Annotated in this window: 21 protein-coding genes and 1 tRNA gene; 7 read left to right on the top strand and 15 right to left on the bottom strand. The window is 66.4% G+C overall.

Annotated features, from left to right (window positions below; genetic code table 11):
- Positions 1-54: 54 nt before the first annotated feature.
- The 9 genes from glyQ to CEJ42_RS10910 all read right to left on the bottom strand — a co-directional run bounded on the left by glyQ (position 55) and on the right by CEJ42_RS10910 (position 12,013).
- Positions 55-972, bottom strand: a complete 918-nt coding sequence (gene glyQ / locus CEJ42_RS10950; RefSeq protein WP_079216696.1) for a glycine--tRNA ligase subunit alpha — start codon at positions 970-972, stop codon at positions 55-57.
- 141 nt (positions 973-1,113) lie between these two features.
- Positions 1,114-2,742, bottom strand: a complete 1,629-nt coding sequence (gene lnt / locus CEJ42_RS10945; RefSeq protein ID WP_088751079.1) for an apolipoprotein N-acyltransferase — start codon at positions 2,740-2,742, stop codon at positions 1,114-1,116.
- Between the two features lie 29 nt (positions 2,743-2,771).
- On the bottom strand, positions 2,772-3,647 hold the full coding sequence (locus CEJ42_RS10940; RefSeq protein ID WP_079216694.1) for an HlyC/CorC family transporter: 876 nt from the start codon (positions 3,645-3,647) through the stop codon (positions 2,772-2,774).
- Between the two features lie 389 nt (positions 3,648-4,036).
- Positions 4,037-5,686: a methyl-accepting chemotaxis protein gene (locus CEJ42_RS10935; protein ID WP_088751077.1), complete on the bottom strand. Its 1,650-nt coding sequence runs from the start codon at positions 5,684-5,686 to the stop codon at positions 4,037-4,039.
- Between the two features lie 250 nt (positions 5,687-5,936).
- A complete protein-coding gene (locus CEJ42_RS10930; protein ID WP_088751075.1) occupies positions 5,937-7,583 on the bottom strand; it encodes a methyl-accepting chemotaxis protein in 1,647 nt (548 codons plus the stop codon).
- A 260-nt stretch (positions 7,584-7,843) separates the two neighbouring features.
- Positions 7,844-8,299, bottom strand: a complete 456-nt coding sequence (gene ybeY, locus CEJ42_RS10925; protein ID WP_079216691.1) for an rRNA maturation RNase YbeY — start codon at positions 8,297-8,299, stop codon at positions 7,844-7,846.
- Entirely contained in the window at positions 8,286-9,425 is a 1,140-nt protein-coding gene (locus CEJ42_RS10920) for a PhoH family protein (RefSeq protein ID WP_079216690.1), read from the bottom strand. Before CEJ42_RS10920 ends, ybeY begins: the two co-directional genes overlap by 14 nt.
- Positions 9,426-9,440: 15 nt before the next feature.
- Positions 9,441-10,781: a tRNA (N6-isopentenyl adenosine(37)-C2)-methylthiotransferase MiaB gene (gene miaB, locus CEJ42_RS10915; RefSeq protein WP_088751074.1), complete on the bottom strand. Its 1,341-nt coding sequence runs from the start codon at positions 10,779-10,781 to the stop codon at positions 9,441-9,443.
- Positions 10,782-11,092: 311 nt separating this feature from the next.
- Positions 11,093-12,013 (bottom strand): LysR family transcriptional regulator, encoded by a 921-nt coding sequence (locus CEJ42_RS10910; RefSeq protein ID WP_088751072.1) that lies wholly within the window; start codon positions 12,011-12,013, stop codon positions 11,093-11,095.
- 86 nt (positions 12,014-12,099) lie between these two features.
- On the opposite strand from CEJ42_RS10910, the gene CEJ42_RS10905 reads away from it, so the two are divergent.
- Complete coding sequence (locus CEJ42_RS10905; RefSeq protein WP_088751070.1) at positions 12,100-12,702, top strand: cysteine hydrolase family protein; 603 nt, start codon at positions 12,100-12,102, stop codon at positions 12,700-12,702.
- Between the two features lie 108 nt (positions 12,703-12,810).
- Here the strand turns inward: CEJ42_RS10905 and CEJ42_RS10900 are convergent, their stop codons facing one another.
- Both CEJ42_RS10900 and CEJ42_RS24485 read right to left on the bottom strand, forming a co-directional pair.
- Positions 12,811-13,380, bottom strand: coding sequence for an FxDxF family PEP-CTERM protein (locus tag CEJ42_RS10900; protein ID WP_088751068.1), 570 nt, complete (start codon positions 13,378-13,380; stop codon positions 12,811-12,813).
- A 146-nt stretch (positions 13,381-13,526) separates the two neighbouring features.
- Positions 13,527-14,021, bottom strand: coding sequence for a hypothetical protein (locus CEJ42_RS24485; RefSeq protein WP_129587700.1), 495 nt, complete (start codon positions 14,019-14,021; stop codon positions 13,527-13,529).
- Positions 14,022-14,142: 121 nt separating this feature from the next.
- On the opposite strand from CEJ42_RS24485, the gene CEJ42_RS10895 reads away from it, so the two are divergent.
- From CEJ42_RS10895 to CEJ42_RS10875, 5 genes are all read left to right on the top strand, one after another.
- The gene (locus CEJ42_RS10895; RefSeq protein WP_088751066.1) at positions 14,143-14,760 is read left to right on the top strand and encodes a nucleoside/nucleotide kinase family protein; all 618 of its coding nucleotides are present in this window, start codon (positions 14,143-14,145) and stop codon (positions 14,758-14,760) included.
- A gap of 149 nt (positions 14,761-14,909) precedes the next feature.
- Positions 14,910-15,866: an ABC transporter substrate-binding protein gene (locus CEJ42_RS10890; RefSeq protein WP_079216684.1), complete on the top strand. Its 957-nt coding sequence runs from the start codon at positions 14,910-14,912 to the stop codon at positions 15,864-15,866.
- Positions 15,867-15,972: 106 nt separating this feature from the next.
- On the top strand, positions 15,973-17,574 hold the full coding sequence (locus tag CEJ42_RS10885; protein ID WP_088751064.1) for a sugar ABC transporter ATP-binding protein: 1,602 nt from the start codon (positions 15,973-15,975) through the stop codon (positions 17,572-17,574).
- Positions 17,575-17,584: 10 nt separating this feature from the next.
- Entirely contained in the window at positions 17,585-18,586 is a 1,002-nt protein-coding gene (locus CEJ42_RS10880) for an ABC transporter permease subunit (RefSeq protein ID WP_088751062.1), read from the top strand.
- A gap of 40 nt (positions 18,587-18,626) precedes the next feature.
- Positions 18,627-19,817, top strand: a complete 1,191-nt coding sequence (locus CEJ42_RS10875) for an AGE family epimerase/isomerase (protein WP_088751060.1) — start codon at positions 18,627-18,629, stop codon at positions 19,815-19,817.
- Positions 19,818-19,908: 91 nt separating this feature from the next.
- Here the strand turns inward: CEJ42_RS10875 and CEJ42_RS10870 are convergent, their stop codons facing one another.
- On the bottom strand, positions 19,909-20,694 hold the full coding sequence (locus CEJ42_RS10870) for an alpha/beta fold hydrolase (protein ID WP_079216680.1): 786 nt from the start codon (positions 20,692-20,694) through the stop codon (positions 19,909-19,911).
- A gap of 143 nt (positions 20,695-20,837) precedes the next feature.
- Here CEJ42_RS10870 and CEJ42_RS10865 point away from each other — a divergent pair, with 143 nt between their 5' ends.
- Complete coding sequence (locus CEJ42_RS10865; RefSeq protein WP_088751058.1) at positions 20,838-22,286, top strand: HD domain-containing phosphohydrolase; 1,449 nt, start codon at positions 20,838-20,840, stop codon at positions 22,284-22,286.
- Positions 22,287-22,382: 96 nt separating this feature from the next.
- Here the strand turns inward: CEJ42_RS10865 and CEJ42_RS10860 are convergent.
- The 3 genes from CEJ42_RS10860 to mutL form a co-directional block, all read right to left on the bottom strand.
- Positions 22,383-22,459, bottom strand: a tRNA-Met gene (locus CEJ42_RS10860).
- Between the two features lie 97 nt (positions 22,460-22,556).
- Positions 22,557-23,513 (bottom strand): tRNA (adenosine(37)-N6)-dimethylallyltransferase MiaA, encoded by a 957-nt coding sequence (gene miaA, locus CEJ42_RS10855; protein WP_088751056.1) that lies wholly within the window; start codon positions 23,511-23,513, stop codon positions 22,557-22,559.
- Between the two features lie 3 nt (positions 23,514-23,516).
- Positions 23,517-25,421 (bottom strand): DNA mismatch repair endonuclease MutL, encoded by a 1,905-nt coding sequence (mutL, locus tag CEJ42_RS10850; protein ID WP_088751054.1) that lies wholly within the window; start codon positions 25,419-25,421, stop codon positions 23,517-23,519.
- Between the last annotated feature and the right edge of the window lie 47 nt (positions 25,422-25,468).

Below are 25,468 nucleotides of genomic sequence, written 5' to 3'. Positions count from 1 at the left end.
TGTCTTGCTGTCTTGCAGAAGGCGCCGGCCACCGGCCGCGCGCCGCTCATGTTCTTACGCTGCCTGCGCCGGCGCCGGTGCGCCCAGCATCGGGAAGCCCAGGCGCTCGCGCGACTCGAAATAGGCTTGCGCCACGGCGCGCGACAGGTTGCGGATGCGGCCGATGTAGGCGGCGCGCTCGGTGACCGAGATGGCGCCGCGCGCGTCCAGCATGTTGAAGGTGTGCGCGGCCTTGAGCACCTGCTCGTAGGCCGGCAGCGCCAGCGGCACTTCCATCAGGCGCTTGGCCTCGGCTTCGTAATTGGAAAACAGCGAGAACAGGAACTCGGTGTTCGAGTATTCGAAGTTGAAGGTCGACTGCTCCACTTCGTTCTGGTGGAACACGTCGCCGTAGGTCAGCTTCTTCTTCACGCCATTTTCGGTCCATTCGGTCCAGACCAGGTCGTAGACGTTTTCCACGCCCTGCAGGTACATCGCCAGGCGTTCGATGCCGTAGGTGATCTCGCCCAGCACCGGCTTGCAGTCCAGGCCGCCGACCTGCTGGAAGTAGGTGAACTGGGTCACTTCCATGCCGTTGAGCCAGACTTCCCAGCCCAGGCCCCAGGCGCCCAGGGTCGGGTTTTCCCAGTCATCCTCGACGAAGCGCACGTCGTTCTGCTTCAGGTCCAGGCCCAGCGCTTCCAGCGAACCCAGGTACAGGTCCAGGATGTTTTCCGGGGCCGGCTTCAACACCACCTGGTACTGGTAGTAGTGCTGCATGCGGTTGGGGTTTTCGCCATAGCGGCCATCCTTGGGACGGCGCGACGGCTGCACATAGGCGGCGCGCCACGGCTCGGGCCCGATCGCGCGCAGGAAGGTCGCGGTGTGCGAGGTGCCCGCGCCCACTTCCATGTCGTAGGGCTGCAGCAGCGCGCAGCCTTGGGCGTCCCAATATTCTTGCAGCTTGAGGATGATTTGTTGGAATGTCAGCATCGTGTGTTGTTGCCCGGATGAAGCGGCGAGGAATTGCTAAAACCTTGAATTTTAGCGTCTTTTGGGTCGTTTGACCCGGTTTCGGGAGGGCCGATGACGGCGTGCGGGCGCGCGCCCGGACGGCGGAGCCCCCGCCACGGCTCAGTGGCGGATGCGCGCGGCCTTGTTGCGGCCCCAGGCCAGCAGCAGCATCAGCACCGCCAGGCCCACCGCCAGCTTGTTGCCCAGCAGAATGTAGGGCGTCTGTCCGGCGTAACCCTGCACCTTGGCCGACAGAACGCCGCGCGTGTAAGGCGCCAGCTCGTCCAGCCCGCCGCCGGGCACGATCACGGCCGTGGCGCCGGTGTTGGTGGCGCGCAGCATGGGACGGCCGGTTTCCAGCGTACGCATCTGCGAGATCTGCAGGTGCTGGGGCAGGGCGATGGAGTTGCCGAACCAGGCGATGTTGGACAGGTTCAGCAGCACGCTGGCCTGCGGCTGGCCGGCACGATAGGCGCCGCGCAGCTGGCTGGCGATTTCCTCGCCGAACAGGTCTTCGTAGCAGATATTGGGCAGCACCCACTGGTCCTTGACGCCGAAGGGCGATTGCACCGGATCGCCGCGCGTCATGTCGCCCAGCGGGATGTTCATCATGTCCACGAACCAGCGAAAGCCAGGCGGGATGAATTCGCCGAAAGGCACCAGGTGATGCTTGTCATAACGATAAGGCATTGCCGCCGAGCCGGCCTCGGGGCCGAAACCCAGCACCGAATTGGCATACATCTGCGGACCGTCGGACAGCGGAATGCCCAGCGCAAGGTGGCTGCCGGAGTTCTGGGCGAAGCGTGCGATGCGCGCCAGGTAGTCCGGCGGCAGCTGCTGCGGCAGCAGCGGGATCGCGGTTTCCGGGGTGGCGATCAGGTCGGCCGGTTCGGCGCTGATCATCTGTTCGTACATGCCCAGCGTGGACACCAGCGCGTCGTTGGAGAACTTCATCTCCTGCGGGATGTTGCCCTGCAGGAGGCGCACCGTGATCGGCTGTCCCTGCGGCGAGGTCCATTGCACCTGGCGCAGCCCGAGTCCTGCCAGGCACAGCGCCGCCGCCACACCCAGCGGCAGGGCGATGCGCACCGAGCCCGCGCCCTTGCGGCGCAATCCTTGCCACAGCAGCGCCAGCGCGCCGGCGATCAGCGCCGCGACCCAGCCCACGCCGTAGACGCCGCCGACGGCGGCAAAGCCCGCCAGCGGGCCGGTGGTATGGGCATAGCCCGAGATCAGCCAGGGGAAGCCGGTGAACACCCAGCCGCGCATCCATTCCGCCAGCGTCCACAGGGCGGGCAGCATCAGCAGGCCCAGCACCGGTTGCGAAGACGACCAGCGCGTGCGCAGCCAGCCGGCCAGCGCGGTGGCCGCACCCGCGTACAGTCCCAGGTACAGCGCCAGCAGGCCCACCGCCAGCGCCGCCATCCAGGACGGCATGCCGCCGTAGTCGTGCATGCTGATGTACAGCCAGTGCACGCCGGCGGCCGACCAGCCGAAGCCGTACAGCCAGCCGCGCAGGAAATACGCGCGCGTGCTGGAACGGCCCAGCGGTACGGGCGCCGCGATCACGCCGTTGAACAGCCAGGCCAGCGCCAGGATCTGCAGCGGCCACAGCCGGAACGGCGCGAAGGCGAACACGTTGGCCGCGCCGGCCAGCGCCGGCAGCAGCCACGAGATGGCGTCGAAGCGGCCGCGCGCGGCGTTGTCCCCGCGCAGGACGGGGCGATCTTGTTGTGCGGGGGAGTTCACGCTGGAAAGGACGGGCGGAAGTGGCCGAATTACTCTTCGGCGGTCGCGGGCGGCAGCTTGGACACCAGCAGCACGTGCACCTGGCGGGCATCGGCGCGCAGCACTTCGAAGTGCAGGCCGTCGATGTCGAACTCGTCGCCCTTGCGCGGCACGCGGCCCACATGGTTGGCCACCAGGCCGCCGATGGTGTCGGCGTCCTCGTCGGAGAAGCTGCTGCCGACCTCATCATTGAACTGCCCGATCTCGGTCAGCGCCTTGATGCGCCAGCGGGCGCCGTTGGGGCCGTCCTTCAGGGCCAGCACGTTGTCTTCGGCCTCGTCGAAATCGTATTCGTCCTCGATGTCGCCGACGATCTGTTCCAGCACGTCTTCGATGGTGATCAGGCCGGCCACGCCGCCGTATTCGTCGACCACGATGGCCATGTGGTTGCGGTTGGCGCGGAAGTCGCGCAGCAGCACATTGAGGCGCTTGGATTCGGGGATGAAGATGGCCGGGCGCAGCATGTCGCGCACGTCGAAGGATTCTTCGGCGTAGTAGCGCAGCAGGTCCTTGGCCAGCAGGATGCCGACCACCTTGTCGCGCTCGCCGTCCACGGCGGGGAAGCGCGAGTGCGAGGTCGACAGCACGTCGGGCATCCAGGTGTCGATGGGTTTGCTGATGTCGATGGTGTCCATCTGCGAGCGCGGCACCATGATGTCGCGTGCGGCGAGGTCGGAGACCTGGAACACGCCTTCGATCATCGACAGCGCGTCGGCGTCGATGAGGTTGCGCTCGTGCGCGTCATGCAGAACTTCGAGCAGCTCTGCCCGGTTCTCGGGTTCGGGGGAAATCAGTGCGGTGAGTCGTTCGAACAGCGAACGGTGGGGTTTAGCGTCAGACTTGACGCTACTAGGGTGATCTTGCATGGCGTTAGGCGCGAGCCCGACGTAGTTTCGAAGAGGCATAGGATACAACAATTATGTGACAAGTCCACTAAACCCCCGCAAGGCCGGGCTGTGTGTGGCTTGCGCGCAGATGCCGTCAGTTGCACGCCGGAAATGGCATGAAAACGTCCGATGGCGTCCGATGGCGTTCGATTCCCGATCCCCGGAAAGCCCGCGCCCGCCGTTGCCGCCGCGCGGGAGCCCATGTCCGCGCAGGTTTTCCCGGAGCAAAAAAAAGCCGGCATCCGTGGATGCCGGCAAAGATACCTCAGGGAAGTCAAACAACTACAACTCACTACTGCTTACTGCACTACTGCTACCACTACTGCAAAAACGGTCTGTCTTCTGCTGGTTGATCGCCGGTCACCGACTCAGGCGGCGTAGCCCAGGGCGCCCATCGACATGCCGCCCAGCATCGGCGCTTCCACCTTGCGGCTGCGCGGTGCGGTCGGGGCCGGCAGAGCTTGCGTCTCGTCCAGCTTGAACACGCTCACCACGTCGGTCAGGGTGACGGTCTGTTGCTGCATCGAAGCGGCGGCGGCTGCTGCTTCTTCGACCAGGGCGGCGTTCTGCTGGGTTGCTTCGTCGATCAGCACGATGGCGCGGTTGATCTGTTCGATGCCCATGGTCTGCTCACGGCTGGCGGCGCTGATGTCGTGCATGATGTGGGTCACGCTCTTGATGCTGTCGACCACGTTGCTCATGGTGGCGCCGGCTTCGTTGACCTGCTGCGCGCCCAGTTCGACCTTGGAGACGGAGTCGTCGATCAGGGTCTTGATTTCCTTGGCGGCGACGGCCGAGCGTTGGGCCAGGGAGCGCACTTCGGAAGCCACCACCGCGAAGCCGCGGCCTTGTTCGCCGGCACGGGCCGCTTCCACTGCTGCGTTCAGGGCCAGGATGTTGGTCTGGAAGGCGATGCCGTCGATGACGCTGATGATGTCGACGATCTTCTTCGACGATTCGCTGATCGAGCTCATGGTGTCGACCACGCGGCTCACCGCTGCGCCACCCTGGGCCGCCACTTGCGAGGCGTTCTCTGCCAGGCGGTTGGCTTCGGCGGCGTTTTCGGAGTTCTGCTTCACGGTCGCGGTCAGTTCCTCCATCGCCGAGGCGGTTTCCTGCAGCGAGCCGGCTTGCTGTTCGGTGCGGTTGGACAGGTCCATGTTGCCGCGCTTGATTTCATCGGAGGCCACCGAGATGGTGTCGGTGCCGTAGCGCACTTCGCCGACGATCGATTGCAGGCTGTCGTTCATGCCCTTCAGCGCGCTCATCAGCTGGCCGAGTTCGTCGTTGCTCTTGATCTCGATGCGGCTGGTCAAGTCGCCGTCACGAACGTTCTGGGCCACCGAAACGGCTTCCTTCAGGGGACGCGAGATCGAGCGGGTCAGCATCCAGGCGATCACGGTGCCGAGGATCAGGGCGATCAGGCTGGTGGCGAACATGGTCCACTTGGCGATGTCGTAGGCTTCTTCAGCGGCGGCGACATTGGCCCTGGAGTTGGCGTGCATCACTTCATTGAACTGCGAGATATGGGCGATCACCTGCTTGAGGATCGGCATGCAGTCCTTCACCAGCGAGGCGCGGGCGGCATCGGTCTGCTGCGTGGTCGCCAGCTTGCCGATGTTGACGGCGATGGGCAGGTACTTCGCTTCCAGGGCGCGCAGCTGCTCCAGCATCTGGCGTTCCTGTTGCGAGGTTTCAGGATTCTTCATCAACGCGGCCAGTTGCTCCATGCCGGTGTCGATGTCTTTCTGGGCGTTGGTGACCAGTTCGATGTCGCCCTTCTGTTCGGCCGGGCTGGACACCAGCACCAGGTTGCGGGCGGCGATGGCGCGCAGGCCGACGGCGAACTGTACCTTGGACAGGGCCATCAGCTTGCCCTCGTCGATGGATGTCAGGAATTCGATGCGGTCATTCAGTTTTGAAACCTGGCGCAGGCCGAAGCCGGCAATGGCAACCAACAGGATAAGCAGTGCTGCGAAACCGAGGCCAAGGCGTTGGCCGATCTTGAAGTTTTTCATGACATCCTCCCGAGTAGTGGTGAGAGGATTGTTGTCCAGCGGCCGCTTCGCAACCATCAGGGTTTTCCTGAAAATGGGCCATTAATAACGCAGGAAAACCCTGATCCGGTTGACAGACGGTTAAGTTATTTCTGTTTTGGTTATCGGACTTGCACAAAGCCCGCATCGCACTGGGTGGCAGAGTGTCAAGCTTGCCGCGCTTCAATATCCGCCAGGAAAATCGCGCGGCAATTCCCGCCTGAACAGTTCTTCAGTGCGCAAAGCCCAACGCGTCCATCGGCGCGCCGTGCGCCGCCTGCGGCTGGCTGTCGCGCCCGCGCGGGATCTGCGTCGCCGGCCGGCGCACCGCATCCATGCGGAACACGCTGGCGGCCTCGGTCAGGGTGCAGGCCTGCTGCTGCATCGAGGCGGCGGCTGCGGCGGCTTCTTCCACCAGCGCGGCGTTCTGCTGGGTGGCCTCGTCGATCTGGACGATGGCGCGGCTGATCTGTTCGATGCCGGAGGACTGCTCGTGGCTGGCGGCGCTGATGTCATGCATGATGCGGGTCACGCTGGCGATGCTGTCGACCACGTTCTGCATGGTGTTGCCAGCTTCATTGACCTGCCTGGCGCCGGTTTCGACCTTGGAGACCGAGTCGTCGATCAGGGTCTTGATTTCCTTGGCGGCGACGGCCGAGCGCTGCGCCAGCGAGCGCACCTCGGAAGCCACCACCGCGAAACCGCGCCCCTGTTCGCCGGCGCGCGCCGCTTCCACCGCGGCGTTCAAGGCCAGGATATTGGTCTGGAAGGCGATGCCGTCGATCACGCCGATGATGTCCACGATCTTCTTCGACGACTCGCTGATCGAGCTCATGGTGCCGATCACGCGGTTGACCGCGTCGCCGCCCTGGACCGCCACCTGCGAGGCCTGTTCGGCCAGGCGGTTGGCTTCGCCGGCGTTTTCCGAATTCTGTTTCACGGTTGCCGTGAGCTGCTCCATCGCCGACGCGGTTTCCTGCAGCGAACCGGCTTGCTGTTCGGTACGGCTGGACAGTTCCATGTTGCCGCGCTTGATTTCGTCGGAGGCCACCGAGATGGCGTCGGTGCCGGTGCGCACGTCGCCGACGATGGACTGCAGGCTGTCGTTCATCGCCTTGAGCGCCGTCATCAGCTGGCCAAGCTCGTCCTTGCCGCCGGCGTCGATGCGGCTGGTCAGGTCGCCGGCGCTGACGTTGGTGGCCACGCGCAGCGCCTCCTGCAGCGGGCGCAGGATGGAGCGCGCCAGCATCCAGGCGATGGCGGCGCCCAGCAGCAGGGCCGCCAGGCTGGCCAGCGACATGGTCAGCCGCGCGGCGGACTGCGCAGCTTCGGCGGCCTCGCTGTTGGCCCTGGAGTTGCTCCGCATCACGGTGTTGATCTGGGAGATCTGCGCGATCACCTGCCGCAGGAGGGGCATGCAATCCTTCACCAGCGAAGCGCGCGCCGCCTCCGCCTGCTGGGTGGTGGCCAGCTTCACGATATTGACGGCGATGGGCAGGTACCTGGCTTCCAGCGCGCGCAGCTGCTCCAGCAGATCGCGCTCCTGCTGCGAGACTCCGGGCTGTTTCATCAGCGCGGTCAGTTCCTCCATGCCGGCATCGATGTCTTTCTGGGAGGACGCGACCAGATCCAGGTCGCCCTTCTGTTCGCCGGCGCCGGCGACCAGCACCAGGTTGCGCGCGGCGATGGCGCGCAGGCCGACGGCGAACTGCACCTTGGACAGCGCCGCCAGCTTGCCCTCATCGACGGAGGTCAGGTACTCGATGCGCTCGTTCATTCTGGAGAGCTGGTGCAGGCCGAAGCCGGCAATGGCCAGCAACAGGACGAGCAAGGCTGCGAAACCCAGGCCAAGGCGTTGGCCGATCTTGAGGTTCTTCATGACGTTCTCCCGGAGGTGGTGAGAAGACTTGAGCCGGCACGGCGTGTGCAGTATCCAGATTCTCACCAAGCAGGAGGCGGTGAACGAAGAAACAGCGGGAAGAAATGCGGTCTGTTGGAAGGGTTGCGGCCACTCTTTCTTTTTCGGTGGCGGCGCAACATTGACTGCGTCGATCGTTGCCGTAAATGCAATTGTCACACGTCAAAAAAAGCCGGCCACGCTTGCGCGTGCCGGCCGTCCTGCGTTCTGCAATGCGCGCTTCAGCGGCGCACGTAAGGATCGGCGTAGCCCAGCGTGGCCAGCAACTCGGTTTCCAGCGTCTCCATCTCGACGGCTTCTTCCTCTTCCTCGTGGTCGTAGCCCTGGGCGTGCAGCACGCCGTGCACCACCAGGTGGGCGGTGTGTTCTTCCACGCTCTTCTTCTGCTCGGCGGCTTCCTTCTCCAGCACGTCGGTGCAGAAGATGATGTCGGCCTGGGTGACTTCGCTGTCCTCGTCTTCCGTGTAGGCGAAGGTCAGCACGTTGGTGGCGTAGTCCTTGCCGCGGTAGTCGCGGTTCAGCTCGCGCCCCTCTTCGCTGCCCACGAAGCGCAGCGTCAGTTCGGCCGGCGCGAACAGCGCGGCTTGCACCCAGCGGCGCAGCATCGGTCGGGTAATGGTTTCTTTCAGTCGGTCGTCGGCATATTGCACCGACAGCGTGAGCTTAGGTTTTGGCATTGCGTGGCTTTGCGGCTTTGGTCAGGAGATTGGAGGCGGCGCGAGCGGTGGCGCGCGCCGTGTCGGGATTGGAGGGGCGGGAGTTGCCGACGGCGTCATAGGCGTCGACGATGCGCGCCACCAGCGGATGGCGTACCACGTCGGCGCTGGTGAAGCGCGAGAAGGCGATGCCGCGCACGTTGCTGAGCACGGCCAGCGCGTCCACCAGGCCGCTCTTCTGGCCGTGGTGCAGGTCGACCTGGGTGACGTCGCCGGTGACCACGGCCTTGCTGCCGAAACCGATGCGGGTCAGGAACATCTTCATCTGTTCCGGCGTGGTGTTCTGCGCCTCGTCCAGGATGATGAAGGCGTGGTTGAGCGTGCGGCCGCGCATGTAGGCCAGCGGCGCGATCTCGATGGCCTGTTTTTCGAACAGCTTCTGCGTGCGGTCGAAGCCGAGCAGGTCGTACAGGGCGTCGTACAGCGGGCGCAGGTAGGGATCGACCTTCTGCGCCAGGTCGCCCGGCAGGAAGCCAAGGCGTTCGCCGGCTTCCACCGCGGGGCGCGTGAGCACGATGCGCTGCACGGCGTCGCGCTCGAGCGCATCGACCGCGCAGGCCACGGCCAGGTAGGTCTTGCCGGTGCCGGCCGGGCCGACGCCGAAGGTGATGTCGTGCTCGAGGATGGCGTTGAGGTACTGGCTCTGGTGCGGCGTGCGTCCGCGCAGGTCGTGCTTGCGGGTCTTCAGCACCGGGGTTTCGGGGACGGCCTGCTCGTCGGCCACCGCCGCCTCTTCCTTGGTTGGGGCTTCGGCCTTGCGCGCGCGGCGCACGCTGGCGGCCAGCGGCGGCAGGCCGGCTTCCTCGTCGGCGGCGGCATTGGCGCGCTGCTCGACCAGCGCCAGCTGGATGTCCTCCACCGCGACCGGGCGGCTGGCCTGCTGGTAGAAGCGTTCCAGCACCTCGACTGCGCGCTGCGCATTGGTGCCGTTGACGATGAATTTTTCGCCGCGGCGGAAGATGGTGACGTCCAGCGCGGCGGAAATCTGCCGCAGGTTTTCGTCCAGTGCGCCGCACAGGTTGGCCAGGCGCTTGTTATCCAGCGGCTCGGGGATGAAGTAATGCGGCTGGTTGGGGATCTTTTTCAATGAAGGATTCCGGAGTTATTGTACGGTGACGATCTCGCCGCGCAGCGAGAACGGGAACGATTGCGTGATGGTCACGTCGACCATCCGGCTCACCAGGCCAGCGGCATCGGGGCCGCCGTCGAAGTTGACCACGCGGTTGCCTTCGGTGCGTCCGGTGAGCTTGTCCGGATCGCGTTTGGAGGGGCCTTCGACTAGGACGCGCTGCACGCTGCCGACCATGGTCTCGCCGATTCGAGCGGCATTGTCGGCCAGCAGGGCCTGCAGGCGCTGCAGGCGTTCCAGTTTCACTTCCTGCGGCGTGTCGTCGGCCAGGCCGGCGGCCGGCGTGCCGGGGCGCGGGCTGAAGATGAAGGAGAAGCTGTTGTCGAAGCCGATGTCTTCCACCAGCTTCATCAGCGCCTGGAAGTCTTCCTCGGTCTCGCCGGGGAAGCCGACGATGAAGTCCGACGACACCGTGATGTCCGGGCGCACCTTGCGCACGCGGCGGATCACCGACTTGTACTCGAGCGCGGTGTAGCCGCGCTTCATCGCCGCCAGCGTGCGGTCGGAGCCGTGCTGCGCGGGCAGGTAGAGGTGGTTGGCCAGCTTGGGGACCTTGGCGAAGGTGTCGATCAGGCGCTGCGAGAATTCCTTGGGGTGGCTGGTCACGAAGCGGATGCGCTCGATGCCCGGGAACTCGGCGATGTATTCGATGAGCAGCGCGAAGTCGGCAATCTCGCCATCGGCCATGACGCCGCGGAAGGCGTTCACATTCTGGCCCAGCAGCATGATTTCCTTCACGCCCTGTTCGGCCAGGCCCGCCACTTCGGTCAGCACGTCCTCGAAGCGGCGCGAGACTTCCTCGCCGCGGGTATAGGGCACCACGCAGTAGCTGCAGTACTTGCTGCAGCCTTCCATGATGGAGACGTAGGCGGTGGCGCCTTCCACGCGCGCCGGCGGCAGGTGGTCGAATTTCTCGATCTCGGGGAAGCTGATGTCGATCTGCGGACGTCCGCTGTAGCGGCGCTCCGAGATCATCTGCGGCAGGCGGTGCAGGGTCTGCGGTCCGAACACGACGTCCACGAAGGGCGCGCGCTTGACGATGGCTTCGCCTTCCTGCGAGGCCACGCAACCGCCCACGCCGATCACCAGGTCGGGATTCTTCTTCTTCAGCGAACGGAAGCGGCCGAGGTCCGAGAACACCTTCTCCTGCGCCTTCTCGCGGATGGAGCAGGTGTTGAGCAGGATCACGTCGGCCTCTTCGGGACGGTCGGTCTTGACCAGGCCTTCGGCGATGTTGAGCACGTCGGCCATCTTGTCCGAGTCGTACTCGTTCATCTGGCAGCCGAAGGTTTTGATGAATACTTTTTTCTGCATAAATGTCATTCAAGCGAGGGCGCAGGAAGAGTCGCATGCGTTGCGATGCGGATGCGGGCGCCGGCAAGGGAAGGAGGCGGGCCGGTGGGCTGGGGTGGGCGGCGCGGCAAGCGGCGCCGGGGCGCCTGCGAAGCCTGCCGTAGCGGTGGGCGAGCCATTCCTCAAAGGCTGGCGATTATACACCGGATACCCCGCCGATAGCCCCGGCCGGCCCCGCTGCGGGCGGCCCGAACCGGCTTGCCGGGGCGCTCGCGCAACAGTGCCCGGCGCCGGGCGCGGCATGATGTGCGGATGGCAACTTTTTCGGCGGCTTACAGGTCCTTGCAGCAGTCTTCCAGCCACTCCAGTACCACGCGCAGCCGCGGCACGGCCTTGAGGTCGCGGTGGAACACCGCCCACAGCTCGCGCTCCAGCTGGGGCTGGGGTTCGGCCGGCGCCAGTTCGGGCGCCAGCAGGTAGCGCGGCAGCAAGGCCATGCCGACGCCGGCGCGCGCGGCCATGCACTGCGCCACCAGGCTGGAGCTGCGCAGGCGCACCGGATTTCCGGCCGCGTGGGCGGCGTGCCACAGCGTCTCGGGAATATCGGGCACGCCGTCGTCGTAACCGACGAAGGGCGTCGACCTGCGCTCGGCGCGCCAGGCGGCGACCACCTCGGCGGTGCCGCACAGGTAATAGGCCAGCTTGCCCAGCGGGCGGGCGATCAGTTCGCCATCCTGCGGACGGGCGAAGCGTATCGCCAGGTCGGCCTCGCGGCGCGCCAGGCTGACGTTCTGGTGGCCCATGGCGAACTCCACGTCGAGGTCGGGCCAGCGCCGCAGCAGCGCCGGCAGGCGCGGCGCCAGGAACAGCGCGCCCAGGGCATCGGTGCAGGCGATGCGCAGCTTGCCTTCCAGGCGCAGGTCGTCGCCGGCCAGCGTGCGGGCCAGCTGGCGCGTCTGCTCCTGCATGGCGCGCGCGGCGGCCAGCACCGTCTCGCCCAGTCGGGTCAGCTCCACGTCGTCCGCACGGCGGGTGAACAGCGGCGCCCGCATCGACTGCTCCAGCATCTGCAGCCGGCGGCTGACCGTGGCGTGGGTGACCTCCAGCGCCCGCGCGGCGCCGGAGAAACTGCCGGCGTCGATGAAGGCGGCGAAGGTGCGCAGCGCTTCCCAGTCGGCCTGTGCGGCCAGCGCGGCCGGCGTTGTTGCCGCCGGGGCGACAGGCGATGCAGAAGGTACTGATGATTTTTTCACAGGCGGCTGTCGATTGTGGAGGATTGTTGTGCGTATTTTACTGGCCTATGATGGCCGCAACATTCAACCCGCGAGAGGAGAACACCATGGCAGCACCCAAGACCCTGATCCAGATCGCCGGCGGCGCGCCGCGCATTCCGTCCTGGCAGGAGGCGGCGCTGGTCATCATCGACCACCAGGCCGAATACACCACCGGCAAGGTGCCGCTGCACGGCATCGACGCGGCCGTCGGCCAGATCGCCGAGCTGCTGCGCCAGGCGCGCGCGGCCGGAGCGCCGGTGCTCCACGTGGTGCACCATGCCAAGCCGGGCGGCGTGCTGTTCGATCCGCAGGGGCCGCACTCGGCCATCATCGAGGGCGTGCAGCCGCAGGATGGCGAGGCGATCGTGGTGAAAGGCCTGCCCAACTCCTTCGCCGGCACCACGCTGGATGAGGAGCTGAAAAAGACCGGCCGCAAGTCGCTGGTGATCGCAGGCTTCGCCACCCACATGTGCGTCTCGGCGACCACGCGCTCGGCGCTGGATCACGGCTACGCGTCGACCGTGGTGGCCGCGGCCTGCGCGACGCGCGACCTGCCCGACCCGTTGGGCGGCGCGCCTATCCCAGCCGCCGACCTGCAGCGCATCGCGCTGGCCGAGCTGGCCGACCGCTATGCGACGGTGGTGCCCGACGCTGCCGCGTTGGCGTAACCGGTCCGGCAAGCCGCCGGCGCCGCGCCATAAAAAACGCCCCGATGGATGCCATCGGGGCGTTTTTCTTTACCGGCCGCGAGGGCCGGCAACGACTGTGTGCCGGTATCAGGCCAGCGCCATGCCGCCGTGGGGCAGCTTGACGCCATCCTTGCGGCGACGACGCACGGCGGCAAAGCCGACCAGCGCCAGGCCGCCCAGCATCATGGCGGTGGTCGATGCTTCCGGCACGGCCGCGACGTTGAGCGTGCCGGCGAAGCTGCCGGCGCTGCCGATCACCTTGCCGCCGACGGTCAGCGTGTAGTTGCCTGCCGTCAGTCCCGAGGCGTCGATCGCGTAGGTCTGGATACCGCCGGCAGTGGTCTTGACGCCGTAGTAGGTGTTGCCGTTGCCGGTCAGCGTGAAGCTGGTCAGTTCCAGCGCCGAGCTGCTGCGCAGCGAGGTCGACATGACGCCGGTGGTCACGTCGAACAGGCTGCCGTAGTTGAAGGTGAAGCTTTCGGAGAAGGTCTTGCCGGCGTCGCTGCTGCCGAAGACGTGGCTGATGGCGGTAGTGGTGCCGGTGTTGTCAAAGACCACGGCAGTGGTGCCGGAGATCTGTGGCGCGGGAGCAGCGTAGGCTGTGCCCGCAGCAGCCAGGGAGAGCAGGAGAAGGGCGCTTGCAACGTGTTTTTTCATGATGTAACCCTATTTCTTTTACGTGTTGACGTGAATGGGTAGTGCGAATTGCAGTGCATGAAAATTTCCTCTCGGAATTTCTACGCCCTTCGCATTTTGCTGCGCTGTTGATCGTGGAGCTCAACAGATCGAAGCTTACTTAGCGCTTAAAGAAAATACAACGGAAATTTAACAAAAAACAGCGTTTCCGCTGAACTTTCGTGTTTCGCGCAAAGCCGCGCCGGTAAAGGGTTTTCAAAGTTTTTCGATGGAAATTTTCTTGCGGAAATTAAATGCTCTTGTGCAATCCGACCGGTCAAAAAATGCAAATGATTTTCTTGTTTCAGGCCCCGGCGGTACAGCTCGCTTTTCACCATTTTGCTGCGCCGCGAAACCACTGATTCGATACCTTGCTTTGCAGCAAAAATAGCAACATCCGGAACCCGGACAATAGTCTTGTCTTTTGCTGTCGAGTTCCCTGTTAAGCTAAATGAAGAGTTTCTGCGAGTATTTCTGTCGGCGAACATGGGACAAGCCGCGGCGATTCTTGTCAGCGCCCAGGAAAAATGCGCGCGCGACGGGCTTTCTTTGCGGAACTGGCTCGCGGGATCACGTTCTAAACGGAAATCTTTCCCCGGCGGAATCCAAACGGCCATCGCCAAAGGCCGCCACCGCAGGGAAAGTCGGAGCGCGCCAAGCGCGCCCGGATGTTGTGGTTCGTATCGTCAGCGCAGCGTTGGTCTCTCACAAGAACAGACAACAACAGATGAGGATTTGTCGAACATGATTTCGGCGGTCTATCGCGACAGGCTCGATGCCTTGCTCGCCGGCGGCGGGCGCAAGATGCTCGGCATCGCCGGCGCTCCCGGAAGCGGGAAATCCACCCTTGCCCAGGCCATGCTTGAGCATGTCGGCGAGCACGCCGTCATCGTTCCCATGGACGGCTTCCACCTGGCCAATGCCGAGCTGGCGCGGCTGGGCCGGGCGTCGCGCAAGGGCGCCGAGGATACCTTCGACAGCGCCGGCTACGTCCATCTGCTGGAGCGCCTGAAGCGCCGGCGCGACGGCGAGACCGTCTACGCGCCGGCCTTCCATCGCGACATCGAGGAAGCCGTCGCCGGCGCCATCCCGGTCTCTTCCGGAACGCAGCTGATCATCACCGAAGGAAATTACCTGCTGCTCGACCGCGGCCACTGGTCGCGCGTGCAGCCCCTGCTGGACGAGGTCTGGTATGTCGATGTCGACCATGACCTGCGGCGCGAGCGCCTGATCGCGCGCCATCAGCAGTACGGACGCGAACGCGCCCAGGCCGAGGCCTGGGTACGCGACAGCGACGAACCCAATGCCGAGCTGATCGAATCGACCCGGTCGCGCGCGCATCTCATTTTCCGCTGGGAGTAAGGGAGTAAGGCCCGGCTGTTTCGATTGTCTGTGCTCCGCCCTGCGCGGGGCATGTTCAAGCAGCAGGCGGCGCATGGGCGCCGTACGTTGTAGTTTGCAGTGAGCAGTGAGCTTCACCCAAAACCTATAACCTGAATCCGGAGACAAACATGGTCAAGAAATCCCTCGTCGCGGCGTGTTCCCTGTCGCTGCTGGCTTGCGCAGCCTTCACCGCATCCACGGCAAGCGCCGCGGACAAGCCCCTGAAATCGGTCGGCGTCACTCTCGGCGACCTGGCCAATCCCTTCTTCGTCGCCATCTCCAAGGGCGCCGAGAGCGGCGTCCACAAGATCAATCCCGACGCCAAGGTCACCGTGGTCTCTTCCAAGTACGACCTCAACACCCAGGTCGGGCAGATCGAGAACTTCATCGCCAACAAGGTCGACATGATCGTGGTCAACGCCGCCGACTCCAAGGGCATCGGCCCGGCGGTGAAGAAGGCGCAGAAGGCCGGCATCGTGGTGGTCGCGGTCGACGTCGTGGCCGAGGGTGCCGACGTCACCGTCATGTCCGACAACACCATGGCCGGCGCCGAATCCTGCAAGTACATCGCCACCCAGCTGCAGGGCAAGGGCAACGTGGTGATCGTCAACGGCCCGCCGGTGTCGGCGGTGATGGACCGCGCCGCCGGCTGCAAGGCGGAGTTCAAGAAGACGCCCGGCATCAAGGTGCTGTCCGACAACCAGAACGCCGGCGGCAGCCGCGACGGCGGCATGACCACCATGTCCAACCTGCTGGCGGCCTATCCCAAGATCGACGCGGTGTTCGCCATCAACGACCCGACCGCCATCGGCGCCGAGCTGGCGATCCGCCAGGCCAAGCGTACCGACGTCAAGCTCATCAGCGGCGTGGACGGCGCGCCCGACGCCGAGCGCGCCTTGAAGGACGGCAAGTCGCTGTTCGCCGCTTCGCCCGCGCAGGATCCCTACGGCATGGCGGCCGAGAGCGTGGCCATCGGCTATGCGGCGATGAACGGGCGCAAGCCGGAAAAGCCGGTCAAGCTGCTGCCGGTGCAGCTGATCACGCGCGACAACGTCGGCAGCTACAAGGGCTGGGTGCATAACTGAACGAAGGGCGGGGGCTGCGGCTCCCGCCCTTCATTGTGTTGTTGCCCTTTGTTGCCCTTTGTTTCCCGCGTCTTCTAGGCGCGGGATCAACCCTTGCCTGCTGACGATGACTACCAATCCCATTCTTCAGATGAGCGGCATCTGCAAGGCCTTCGGCGCCACGCGCGCGCTGGTCGACATGAAGCTCACGGTGCGTCCCGGCGAGATCCACGCGCTCATGGGCGAGAACGGCGCCGGCAAAAGCACGCTGATGAAAGTGCTTTCCGGCGTCTACGCGCCCGACCGCGGCGAGATCCTGCTCGACGGCAAACCGGTTTCGCTGCGCGACCCCGGCGCCAGCCGCGCCGCCGGCATCAACCTGATCTACCAGGAGCTGGCGATCGCGCCCAACATCAGCGTGGCCGCCAACGTCTTCATGGGCAGCGAGCTGCGCACGCGCCTGGGCCTGATCGACCATGCCGGCATGCGGCGCCGCACCGACGCCGTGCTGTCGCAACTGGGCGCCGGCTTTCGCGCCACCGACCGCGCCGGACGCCTGTCGATCGCCGAGCAGCAGCAGGTGGAAATCGCCCGCGCGCTGGTGCACCGCAGCCGCATCGTGATCATGGACGAGCCCACCGCGGCGCTGTCGGAGCGCGAGACCGAGCATCTGTTCGCGGTGGTGCGCCGCCTGCGCGACGAGGGGCTGGCGATCATCTACATCAGCCATCGCATGGCCGAGGTCTATGCGCTGGCCGACCGCGTCACTGTACTGCGCGACGGTGGCTTCGTCGGCGAGCTGACGCCGGCCGAGGTCAATCCCAACCGCATCGTGCAGATGATGGTGGGGCGCTCGCTGTCCGACTTCTACCAGCACGAGCGCATGGCGCCCGAAGAAGCGGCGCGCCGCCAGCCGATGCTGGAGGCGCGCGACGTGGGCGGCGGCAAGGTCAGGCCGTCGTCGTTCCAGGTGCGCCTGGGTGAGGTGCTCGGCTTCGCCGGGCTGGTCGGCGCCGGCCGCACCGAGCTGGCGCGTTTGCTGTTCGGCGCCGATCCCAAGACCTCCGGCGAGATCCGGCTCGACGGCCAGGTCATCGCCACGCCCGACCCGCGCGCGGCCATGCGCCACGGCATCGCCTATGTGCCGGAGGACCGCAAGGGGCAGGGGCTGTTCCTGCAGATGGCCGTCGGCGCCAATGCGACGATCAACGTCGCCGGCCGCCATACCCGCTTGGGCATGCTGCGAAGCGGCGCGCTGCGCGCGACGGCGGTTGACGCCATCCGGCGCCTCAACGTCAAGGTGGCGCATCCCGAGGTGCAGGTGGGCAAGCTCTCCGGCGGCAACCAGCAAAAGGTCTTGCTGGCGCGCTGGCTGGAGATCAATCCCAAGGTGCTGATCCTGGACGAGCCCACGCGCGGCGTGGACATCCTGGCCAAGAGCGAGATCTACCAGTTCATCCGCCGGATGGCCGGGCAGGGCGTGGCCGTGATCGTGATTTCCAGCGAGCTGCCGGAGGTGATCGGCATTTGCGACCGCGTGCTGGTGATGCGCGAAGGCGCCATCACCGGCGAACTGGACGGCGCCGCCATCACGCAGGAAAACATCATGCGCCTGGCCACCGACACCGACCATCCGGCGCCGCATGGCGCCGCCGTTCCGTTTGCGGCGTCCCACGACGCCGCGACGGCTTCTTCTCCTTCTTCCGCTCCTCCTCATCATCATGGCTGATTCCAATACTATGCAAAACGCCGACCACGGCGCGCCGCGCAAATCCCGCCACGCCTCGGAATGGATGCTGCACCGGCTGGGCATGCTGCCGGTGCTGGTGGTGCTGTACGTGATCTTCTATGCGCTGACGATCTACCTGAGCGGCGACGGCACCTCCAACTTCGCCACGCCGGAAAACACCATGAACATCCTGCGCCAGGTGGCCATCAACCTGGTGCTGGCGGCGGGCATGACCTTCGTGATTCTGACGGCCGGCATCGACCTGTCGGTGGGATCGGTGCTGGCGGTGTCGGCGGTGCTGGGCATGCAGGTCTCGCTGTCGGTCGCGCCGGGCTGGTCGATCCCGATGTTCGTCGCCTCGGGCCTGGTGATGGGCGTGATCAACGGCGCCATGGTGGCCTTCCTCAACATCAACGCCTTCGTGGTCACGCTGGGCACGATGACGGCCTTTCGCGGCGCGGCCTACCTGCTGGCCGACGGCACCACGGTGCTCAACAACGACATCCCCAGCTTCGAGTGGATAGGCAACGGCGATTTCCTGCATGTGCCGTGGCTGATCTGGGTCGCGGTCGCGGTGGTGCTGGCGTCGTGGGTGATCCTGCGCAAGACGGTGCTGGGCATGCACATCTACGCCATCGGCGGCAACCTGCAGGCGGCGCGCCTGACCGGCATCAGGGTGGGCCTGGTGCTGCTGTTCGTGTATTCGATCAGCGGGCTGTTCTCGGGACTGGCCGGCGCCATGTCGGCCAGTCGCCTGTACGGCGCCAACGGCAACTGGGGCAGCGGCTACGAGCTCGACGCCATCGCCGCCGTGGTGCTGGGCGGCACCAGCCTGATGGGCGGCGTGGGCACGATATGGGGCACGGTGGTGGGCGCGCTCATCATCGGCGTGATGAACAACGGCCTGACCATCCTCGGTCTCTCGTCGTTCTGGCAGTATGTGGCCAAGGGCGCGGTGATCGTGCTGGCCGTCATCCTCGACAAGTGGCGCCAGCAAGGCGCGGCGCAGTAATTGCGCAGAACGCAGGCAGAACACAGACAGAAAGCAGACGATGAATCTTCCCGATTTTGAAAGCCGCCGTTTCCTGCAGGAGCATGTCGCCGCCACGCTGGCGTTCTACGACAGGCACGCCATCGACCCGCAGGGCGGGTTCTTCCATTACCTCAAGGACGACGGCACGGTCTACAACCGCACGCACCGCCACCTGGTCAGCGCCACCCGGCTGGTGTTCACCCAGGCGATGGCCTTCACGCATACCGGCGAGGGACGCTACAAGGAGCAGGCCGCGCACGCGCTGGCGCACCTGGAACGCTTCCGGCATCCGGACGGGCCGCTGGCGGGACTGTTCGCCTGGACCCTGGAGCAGGGTCGTATCGAGGACGGCACCGTCATGGCCTACGGCCAGGCCTTCGTGCTGCTGGCGTATGCGCATGCGCACCGCGTCGGCCTGTGCGCGGCGGACAAGGTCGCGCACGCCTTCGACCGGATGGACGCCGCGTTCTACGAGGCCGCGCATCGCGCCTACGCCGACGAGATCACGCCGGCCGGCACGCTGATCGACTATCGCGGCCAGAACGCCAACATGCATATGTGCGAGGCCTGCCTGGCCGCCTATGACGCCACGCGGGAAGCGCGCTACCTGCAGCGCGCCCGGGAGCTGATCGAGACCTTCGTCTTCGGCCTGGCCGCGCAGACCAAGGCGCTGGTGTGGGAGCATTACGGCCGCGACTGGTCGGTGGACTGGGACTACAACAAGGGCAATCCCGACAACATCTTCAAGCCCTGGGGCTACCAGACCGGCCACCAGACCGAGTGGGCCAAGCTGCTGCTGATCGCCCACGGGCACGCCGCCGACCCGCGTTATGTCGAACGCGCCGCGGCCCTGCAGCGCGCGGCATGGACGCACGGGTGGGATGCCCGGCACGGTGGCCTGATCTACGGCTTCGATCCCGACTTCCGGCCTTACGACACCTACAAGTATTTCTGGGTGCAGGCCGAGTCCTTCGCCAGCGCCTGGCGGCTATGGCGCGTCACCGGCGACGAGGAGTTCCGGCGGCAGTACGCCGAGATCTGGGCCTGGAGCTGGCGCCACCTGGTCGATCACCGACATGGCGCGTGGTTCCGTATCCTGGCCGAGGACGGCGCCAAGGTCGAAGACACCAAGTCGCCCGCCGGCAAGGTCGACTACCACACGATGGGCGCGTGCTGGGACGTGATGGACGCCGGCGCACTGAAGGCATAACCCGGGGAGCTGCGCCCGGAGACGAAAACGGCCGCCCGCGCAATGCGGGCGGCCGATGGCGCAAGCCGGTCCGGCGCTTGCCGGGTTCTTCTTACTTGCTGGCCGCCACCGCGTCCAGGATCACCTTGGCGACGTCGGCCGGGCGCGACTGCTGCGGCACGTGGCTGGTCGGCAGCTCGGTGGTCGTGGCGCCGATCTGCTTGGCGAAGGAGCGCTCCAGCGCCGGCTGGATCATGCGGTCGTTCTTGCTGACGATGTACCAGCTGGGGCGGGTCTTCCATGCCGCGACACTGACTTTTTCACCGAAGGCCTTCACGGCGATCGGACCCTGGGTCGACGCCATCACCGCAGCCTGCGCGGCCGGCACGTCCTGGGCGAAATCCTCGGCCACGGCAGCGGCCGGCAGGCTGGCGAAGCCGGCCTTGTCGACCGACAGTCTGGCGATGCCCGGGGGCGTCGGCAGGTCGTGGCCGAGTTCGCCGGTGGCTTGTCCGGCGTCCGGCGCGAAGGCGGCGACGTAGACCAGGCTGGCGACCTTGTCGTCATTGCCGGCTTCGGTGATCACGGTGCCGCCCCAGGAGTGGCCGACCAGCACCACCTTGCCCGGCTGGTTGTCGATGGCGCGCTTGGCGGCGGCGACGTCGTCGGCCAGCGAAGTCAGGGGATTCTGCACGGCGGTGACCTTGATGCCCTTGGCTTGCAGCAGCGGGATCACCTTGGCCCAGTCGGAGCCGTCGGCGAAGGCGCCGTGGACGATCACGACCGAAGGCTGTTCGGCCGGGGCTGCTGCCATGGCGCTGGCGCCAGAGAAGGCGGCGGCCGCCGCGAGGATGCTCAGGCCGGTCTTGAGGCTGAAGAGGGGGGACATTGCTTTCATGACATTCTCCTTGGTGAGGGTGGTGGTTCGGAATCGGTGAGGCAAGTGTAGAAAAGCCGGCCGGGCGGCGGTATCGGTCAATTGACCGACCCGGCCGCGGAGGCCGCCTTGCCCGCGCCTGCCATTGCCGCTAGAGTGCCGGGATGCCATCCGACAACTCCGTTCCCCACGATTGCCCCCTCGTCGTCCCCGCCCATGTCGCGATCCGCGCGCTGGCCATCGCCGGCGACCTGAGCATGGGCCAGCCGACCGACCAGTCCGCGCGCTCGGCGCGCCTGGCCGGACATATCGCCGCGCTTGATGGAGCCGATGGCGCCGGCGCGCTGCATGCCCGCCTGGTGGCCCTGCTGCGCTGGTCCGGCTGCACCGCCAACGCATCCGGCTTCGCCGCCTTGCTGGGCGACGACGTGGCCGGGCGCAACGCCATGTTGCGCCACGCCCTGCCGCCGGATCACCCGCTCACGTTCAGCAATGTCGAGCCGCTGGCGCGCATCCACTGCGAGGTGGCGGGCGATGTGGCCCGCATGCTGGGATTGCCGGCGCAGGTCGAGACCGGGCTGCGCCACGTCTGGGAGCACTACGACGGCAGCGGCGCGCCGCAGCGCCTGCGCGCGCAGGCCATTCCGCAGGCGGTCTATTACGCCAGCGTGGCGGGCGACCTGGAAATCATGGCGCGCACCCACGACGCGGCGACTGCGGTGCGCATGATCCGCGGCTGGGCCGACATCCGTTATCCGGCGGCGCTGGCCGCGCTGGTCGCCGGGCAGGCGGCCGCGCTGCTGACGCAGCTGGACGCGCCCGAGACCGACGCCGCCTTGCCCGCGCACGAGGTGCCGCTGAGCATCGTGGCCGACCTGATCGAATTGAAGTTGCCGTGGCTGGCCGGCTATTCGCGGCGGGTGGCGGAGCTGGCCCTGCGCGCCGCCGAACTGGCCGGACTGGCGCCGCCGCAGCAGCAGCGTCTGGCGCGCGCCGCATTGGTCCACGGCATCGGCCGCGCGTCGGTGCCCAATACCGTGTGGGAGCGCAACGGCAAGCCCGACAGCGCCGACTGGGAGAAGATTCGATTGGCGCCGTACTGGACCGCGCGTTGCGGCGCGCTGGTGCCGGAGCTGCGCGAGGAGGCGGCGCTGGCGTCCCACATGTACGAGCGCCTGGACGGCAGCGGATATTTCCGCAGCCTGGACAAGGACGCGCTGGGCTTGCCGCAGCGCCTGCTGGCGGCCGCCGGCGCCTATGCCGCGCTATGCGCGCCGCGTCCCTGGCGCGCGGCATACGCAAGCGAGGACGCCGCGCAGCTGCTGGAGCAGGAGGTGCAGGCCGGGCGACTCGATGCGCAGGCGACCGGTTTGGTCATCGCCGCGGCCGGCGGAGCGGTTGGCGGCGCGCCGGTGCGCAAGGGCCTGCTGTCGGAGCGCGAGGTCGAGGTCCTGCGCCGCATCAGCCTGGGGGAGAGCAACAAGGAGGCTGCGCGCGTGATGCAGATCAGCCCGTCGACCGTGCGCACCCATATCGAGAGCATCTTTCGCAAGCTGGAATGCTCGACTCGGGCGGCCGCGACCTTGAAGGGGCTGACGCTGGGATTGATCTGAACCGGAGGGACAACAAAAAACCCGCTGCTCTTTCGAGACAGCGGGTTTTTCGGACGGCGCCGCATACGCATGATTGCACATGCAGCGACGGGTATCTGGTGGTGATAGGTGGACTTGAACCACCGACCCCAGCATTATGAGTGCTGTGCTCTAACCAGCTGAGCTATATCACCAGAAGCAAGCCCGAAACTATAGTGGCTTTGTTTGATCCTGTCAACACCGTCTTCGGCATTTTCTGAAATTATTTGGAAAACCCTGCCGAGGAGGCGGTCAGCCTGTCTTCCTGCCCGCCAGGGCCTGCTCGACCTCGGCCACGACCCGGTCGGTGGCGTCGGCGCGATTGCAGTCCACCACCACACGGTCCGGCATCGAGCGCAGCCAGGTCAGTTGCCGCTTGGCCAGCTGGCGGGTGGCGGCGATGCCTTTTTCGCGCATCTCGGGCAACCCGATATCGCCGTCCAGGTATTCCCACATCTGGCGGTAGCCCACGCAGCGCATCGACGGCAGGCCCAGGTGCAGGTCGCCGCGCGCGCGCAGCGCCTTCACTTCTTCTTCCAGCGCGCCGCCGGCCAGCATCAGGTCGAAGCGCAGCGCGATGCGCTCATGCAGGACGGCGCGCTCGGACGGTTCCAGCGCCAGCGGCAGCAGGTCGAAGGGCAAGGGTTCGGCGGCCTTTTGCGACAGCAGCGACGACATCGGCTGGCCGGTCAGCAGCGTGATCTCCAGCGCGCGCTGGATGCGCTGGCTGTCGTTGGGCTTGAGGCGTTCGGCGGTGGCCGGGTCGAGCGCCGCCAGCTTGGCGTGCATGGCCGGCATGCCCACGCGCGCGGCTTCCTCGTCCAGTTGCGCGCGCAAGGCCGGGTCGGCCTGCGGCAGCTCGTCCAGGCCGTCGCGCAGCACCTTGAAGTAGAGCATGGTGCCGCCCACCAGCAGCGGCAGCTTGCCGCGTGCGGCGATCTCCATGGACAGGCGCAGCGCGTCCTGGCGGAACTGCATGGCCGAATAGGCGTCGGCCGGGTCGATGATGTCGATCAGGTGGTGCGGCGCCTCGGCCAGTTCTTCGCGGCTGGGTTTGGCGGTGCCCACGTCCATGCCGCGATAGACCAGGGCGGAGTCGACCGAGATGATTTCGCTGGGAATGCGGCGCGCGATTTCCAGGGCTGCCGCGGTCTTGCCGGAGGCGGTGGGGCCCATGATGGCAACAGCCAGGGGACGTGCTGCAGCCATCGCTTATTGCCCGCGCAGGAACAGCTTGTCCAGGTCGGACAGGGCCATCTGGCTCCAGGTCGGACGGCCGTGGTTGCACTGGTCGGAGCGCTCGGTGGCTTCCATCTGGCGCAGCAGCGCGTTCATCTCGGGGATGGTCAGGCTGCGGTTGGCGCGCACGGCGGTGTGGCAGGCCAGGGTGCCGAGCAGTTCGTTGCGGCGTTCCAGCAGCACGCGCGAGCCGCCGTATTCGCGCACGTCGCGCAGCACGTCGCGCGCCAGGGTCTGGGCGTCGGCGTTCTTGAGCAGCGCCGGCACCGCGCGCACGGCCAGCGTGGTGGGCGACATCACGGCGATGTCGAAGCCCAGCGCGGACAGCGTCTCCTGGTGCTCCTCGGCGGTGCCGACCTCGACCGCGTCGGCGTAGAAGGTCACCGGGATCAGCAGCGGCTGCACGAACATTTCCTTGTCGTCCAGCGCGTTCTTCAGTTGCTCGTAGAGGATGCGTTCATGGGCGGCGTGCATGTCCACCACCACCAGGCCGGCGCTGTTTTGCGCCAGCACGTAGATGCCGTGCAGCTGCGCCAGCGCGAAACCGAGCGGAAAGTCGCCGGCCGGCATTTCCTGCGGTGTGCTGCTGCGCGGGGTGACGCCTGTGGTGTATCCCGTCTGCGGCTGGTTGAACTGCGATGGGTTGCCGCCGTCTTCGGCATTGCCGCGGAACATGGCGCCATAGGCTTCCGAATTCTGGCGCACGCCGAAGCCGCCGCCGCCGAAGGAAAACGGGCGCGGCTGTTCGGCGAACTGCTGCGGGAAACTGGTCTGCTGCTGCTCGCGCATCCAGGGAATGGCTGCGCTGCCGGCGGGCTGGTTCGGCTGCGGCGCGGGCGTGTTGCCGAAGGAGGTCGCGGAGGTCTGCGCCAGCGCGCGCGAGACCGCGTGGAATACGAACTGGTGCACGCTGCGGCTGTCGCGGAATCGCACCTCGATCTTGGACGGGTGCACGTTGACGTCCACCAGCGCCGGATCCAGTTCCATGGACAGCGCATAGGACGGATAGCGGTCGCCGTGCAGCACGTCCTGGTAGGCGGCGCGCACGGCGTGTGTGAGCAGCTTGTCGCGCACGAAGCGGCCATTCACGTAGAAGTACTGGCCGTCGGCGCGCGCCTTGGAGGCGGTTGGCAGGCCGACGAAGCCGTGCAGGCGCAAGGGGCCGGCGGCCTCGTCCAGCGACAGGCGGGCATTGGCGAACTCGTCGCCGAGGATGTGCGCGCTGCGCTTGGCGAATTCGCCGACGTTCCAGTGGTCGACGGTCTTGCCGTTGTGCGTCAGCGAGAAGGAGACGTCCGGACGCGCCAGCGCGATGCGGCGCACGATCTCGGCGCAATGGCCGTATTCGGTCTGTTCGGACTTGAGAAACTTGCGGCGCGCCGGGGTATTGAAATACAGGTCCTGCACGTCGATGGTGGTGCCCTGGGCGCCCGAGGCGGGCGACACCGTGCCGTGCTGCGAGCCGGTGATTTCCCAGGCGTGCGGCGCATCGGCGGTGCGGGTGGTGACGGTCAGCTGCGCGACCGACGCGATGGAGGCCAGGGCCTCGCCGCGAAAGCCCAGCGTGCCGACGTTCTCGAGGTCGGTCAGCGACGCGATCTTGGAGGTGGCATGGCGCGCCAGCGCCAGCGGCAGCTGGTCCGGCGGGATGCCGCGGCCGTTGTCGGTGATGGCGATGCGCTTGACGCCGCCTTGCTCCAGGCGCACGGTGATCTGGGTAGCGCCGGCGTCCAGCGCGTTCTCCAGCAGCTCCTTGACCACCGCGGACGGGCGCTCGATCACCTCGCCGGCGGCGATCTGCGAGATCAGCTGATCCGGCAGGGCCTGGATGGGGCGATAGGTCGGGGGCGTGGCGGTAGGGGAGTGCGGTGCGTTCATGGCGCGATTATACCGTCCGCCGGCACCGGGCCGGCCGGGCGGCTTGC

Origin of the sequence: Herbaspirillum robiniae (assembly GCF_002213415.1) — a bacterium.
Taxonomy (GTDB): Bacteria; Pseudomonadota; Gammaproteobacteria; order Burkholderiales; family Burkholderiaceae_D; genus Herbaspirillum; species Herbaspirillum robiniae.
This window is presented reverse-complemented; position numbering and strand designations above follow the sequence as displayed.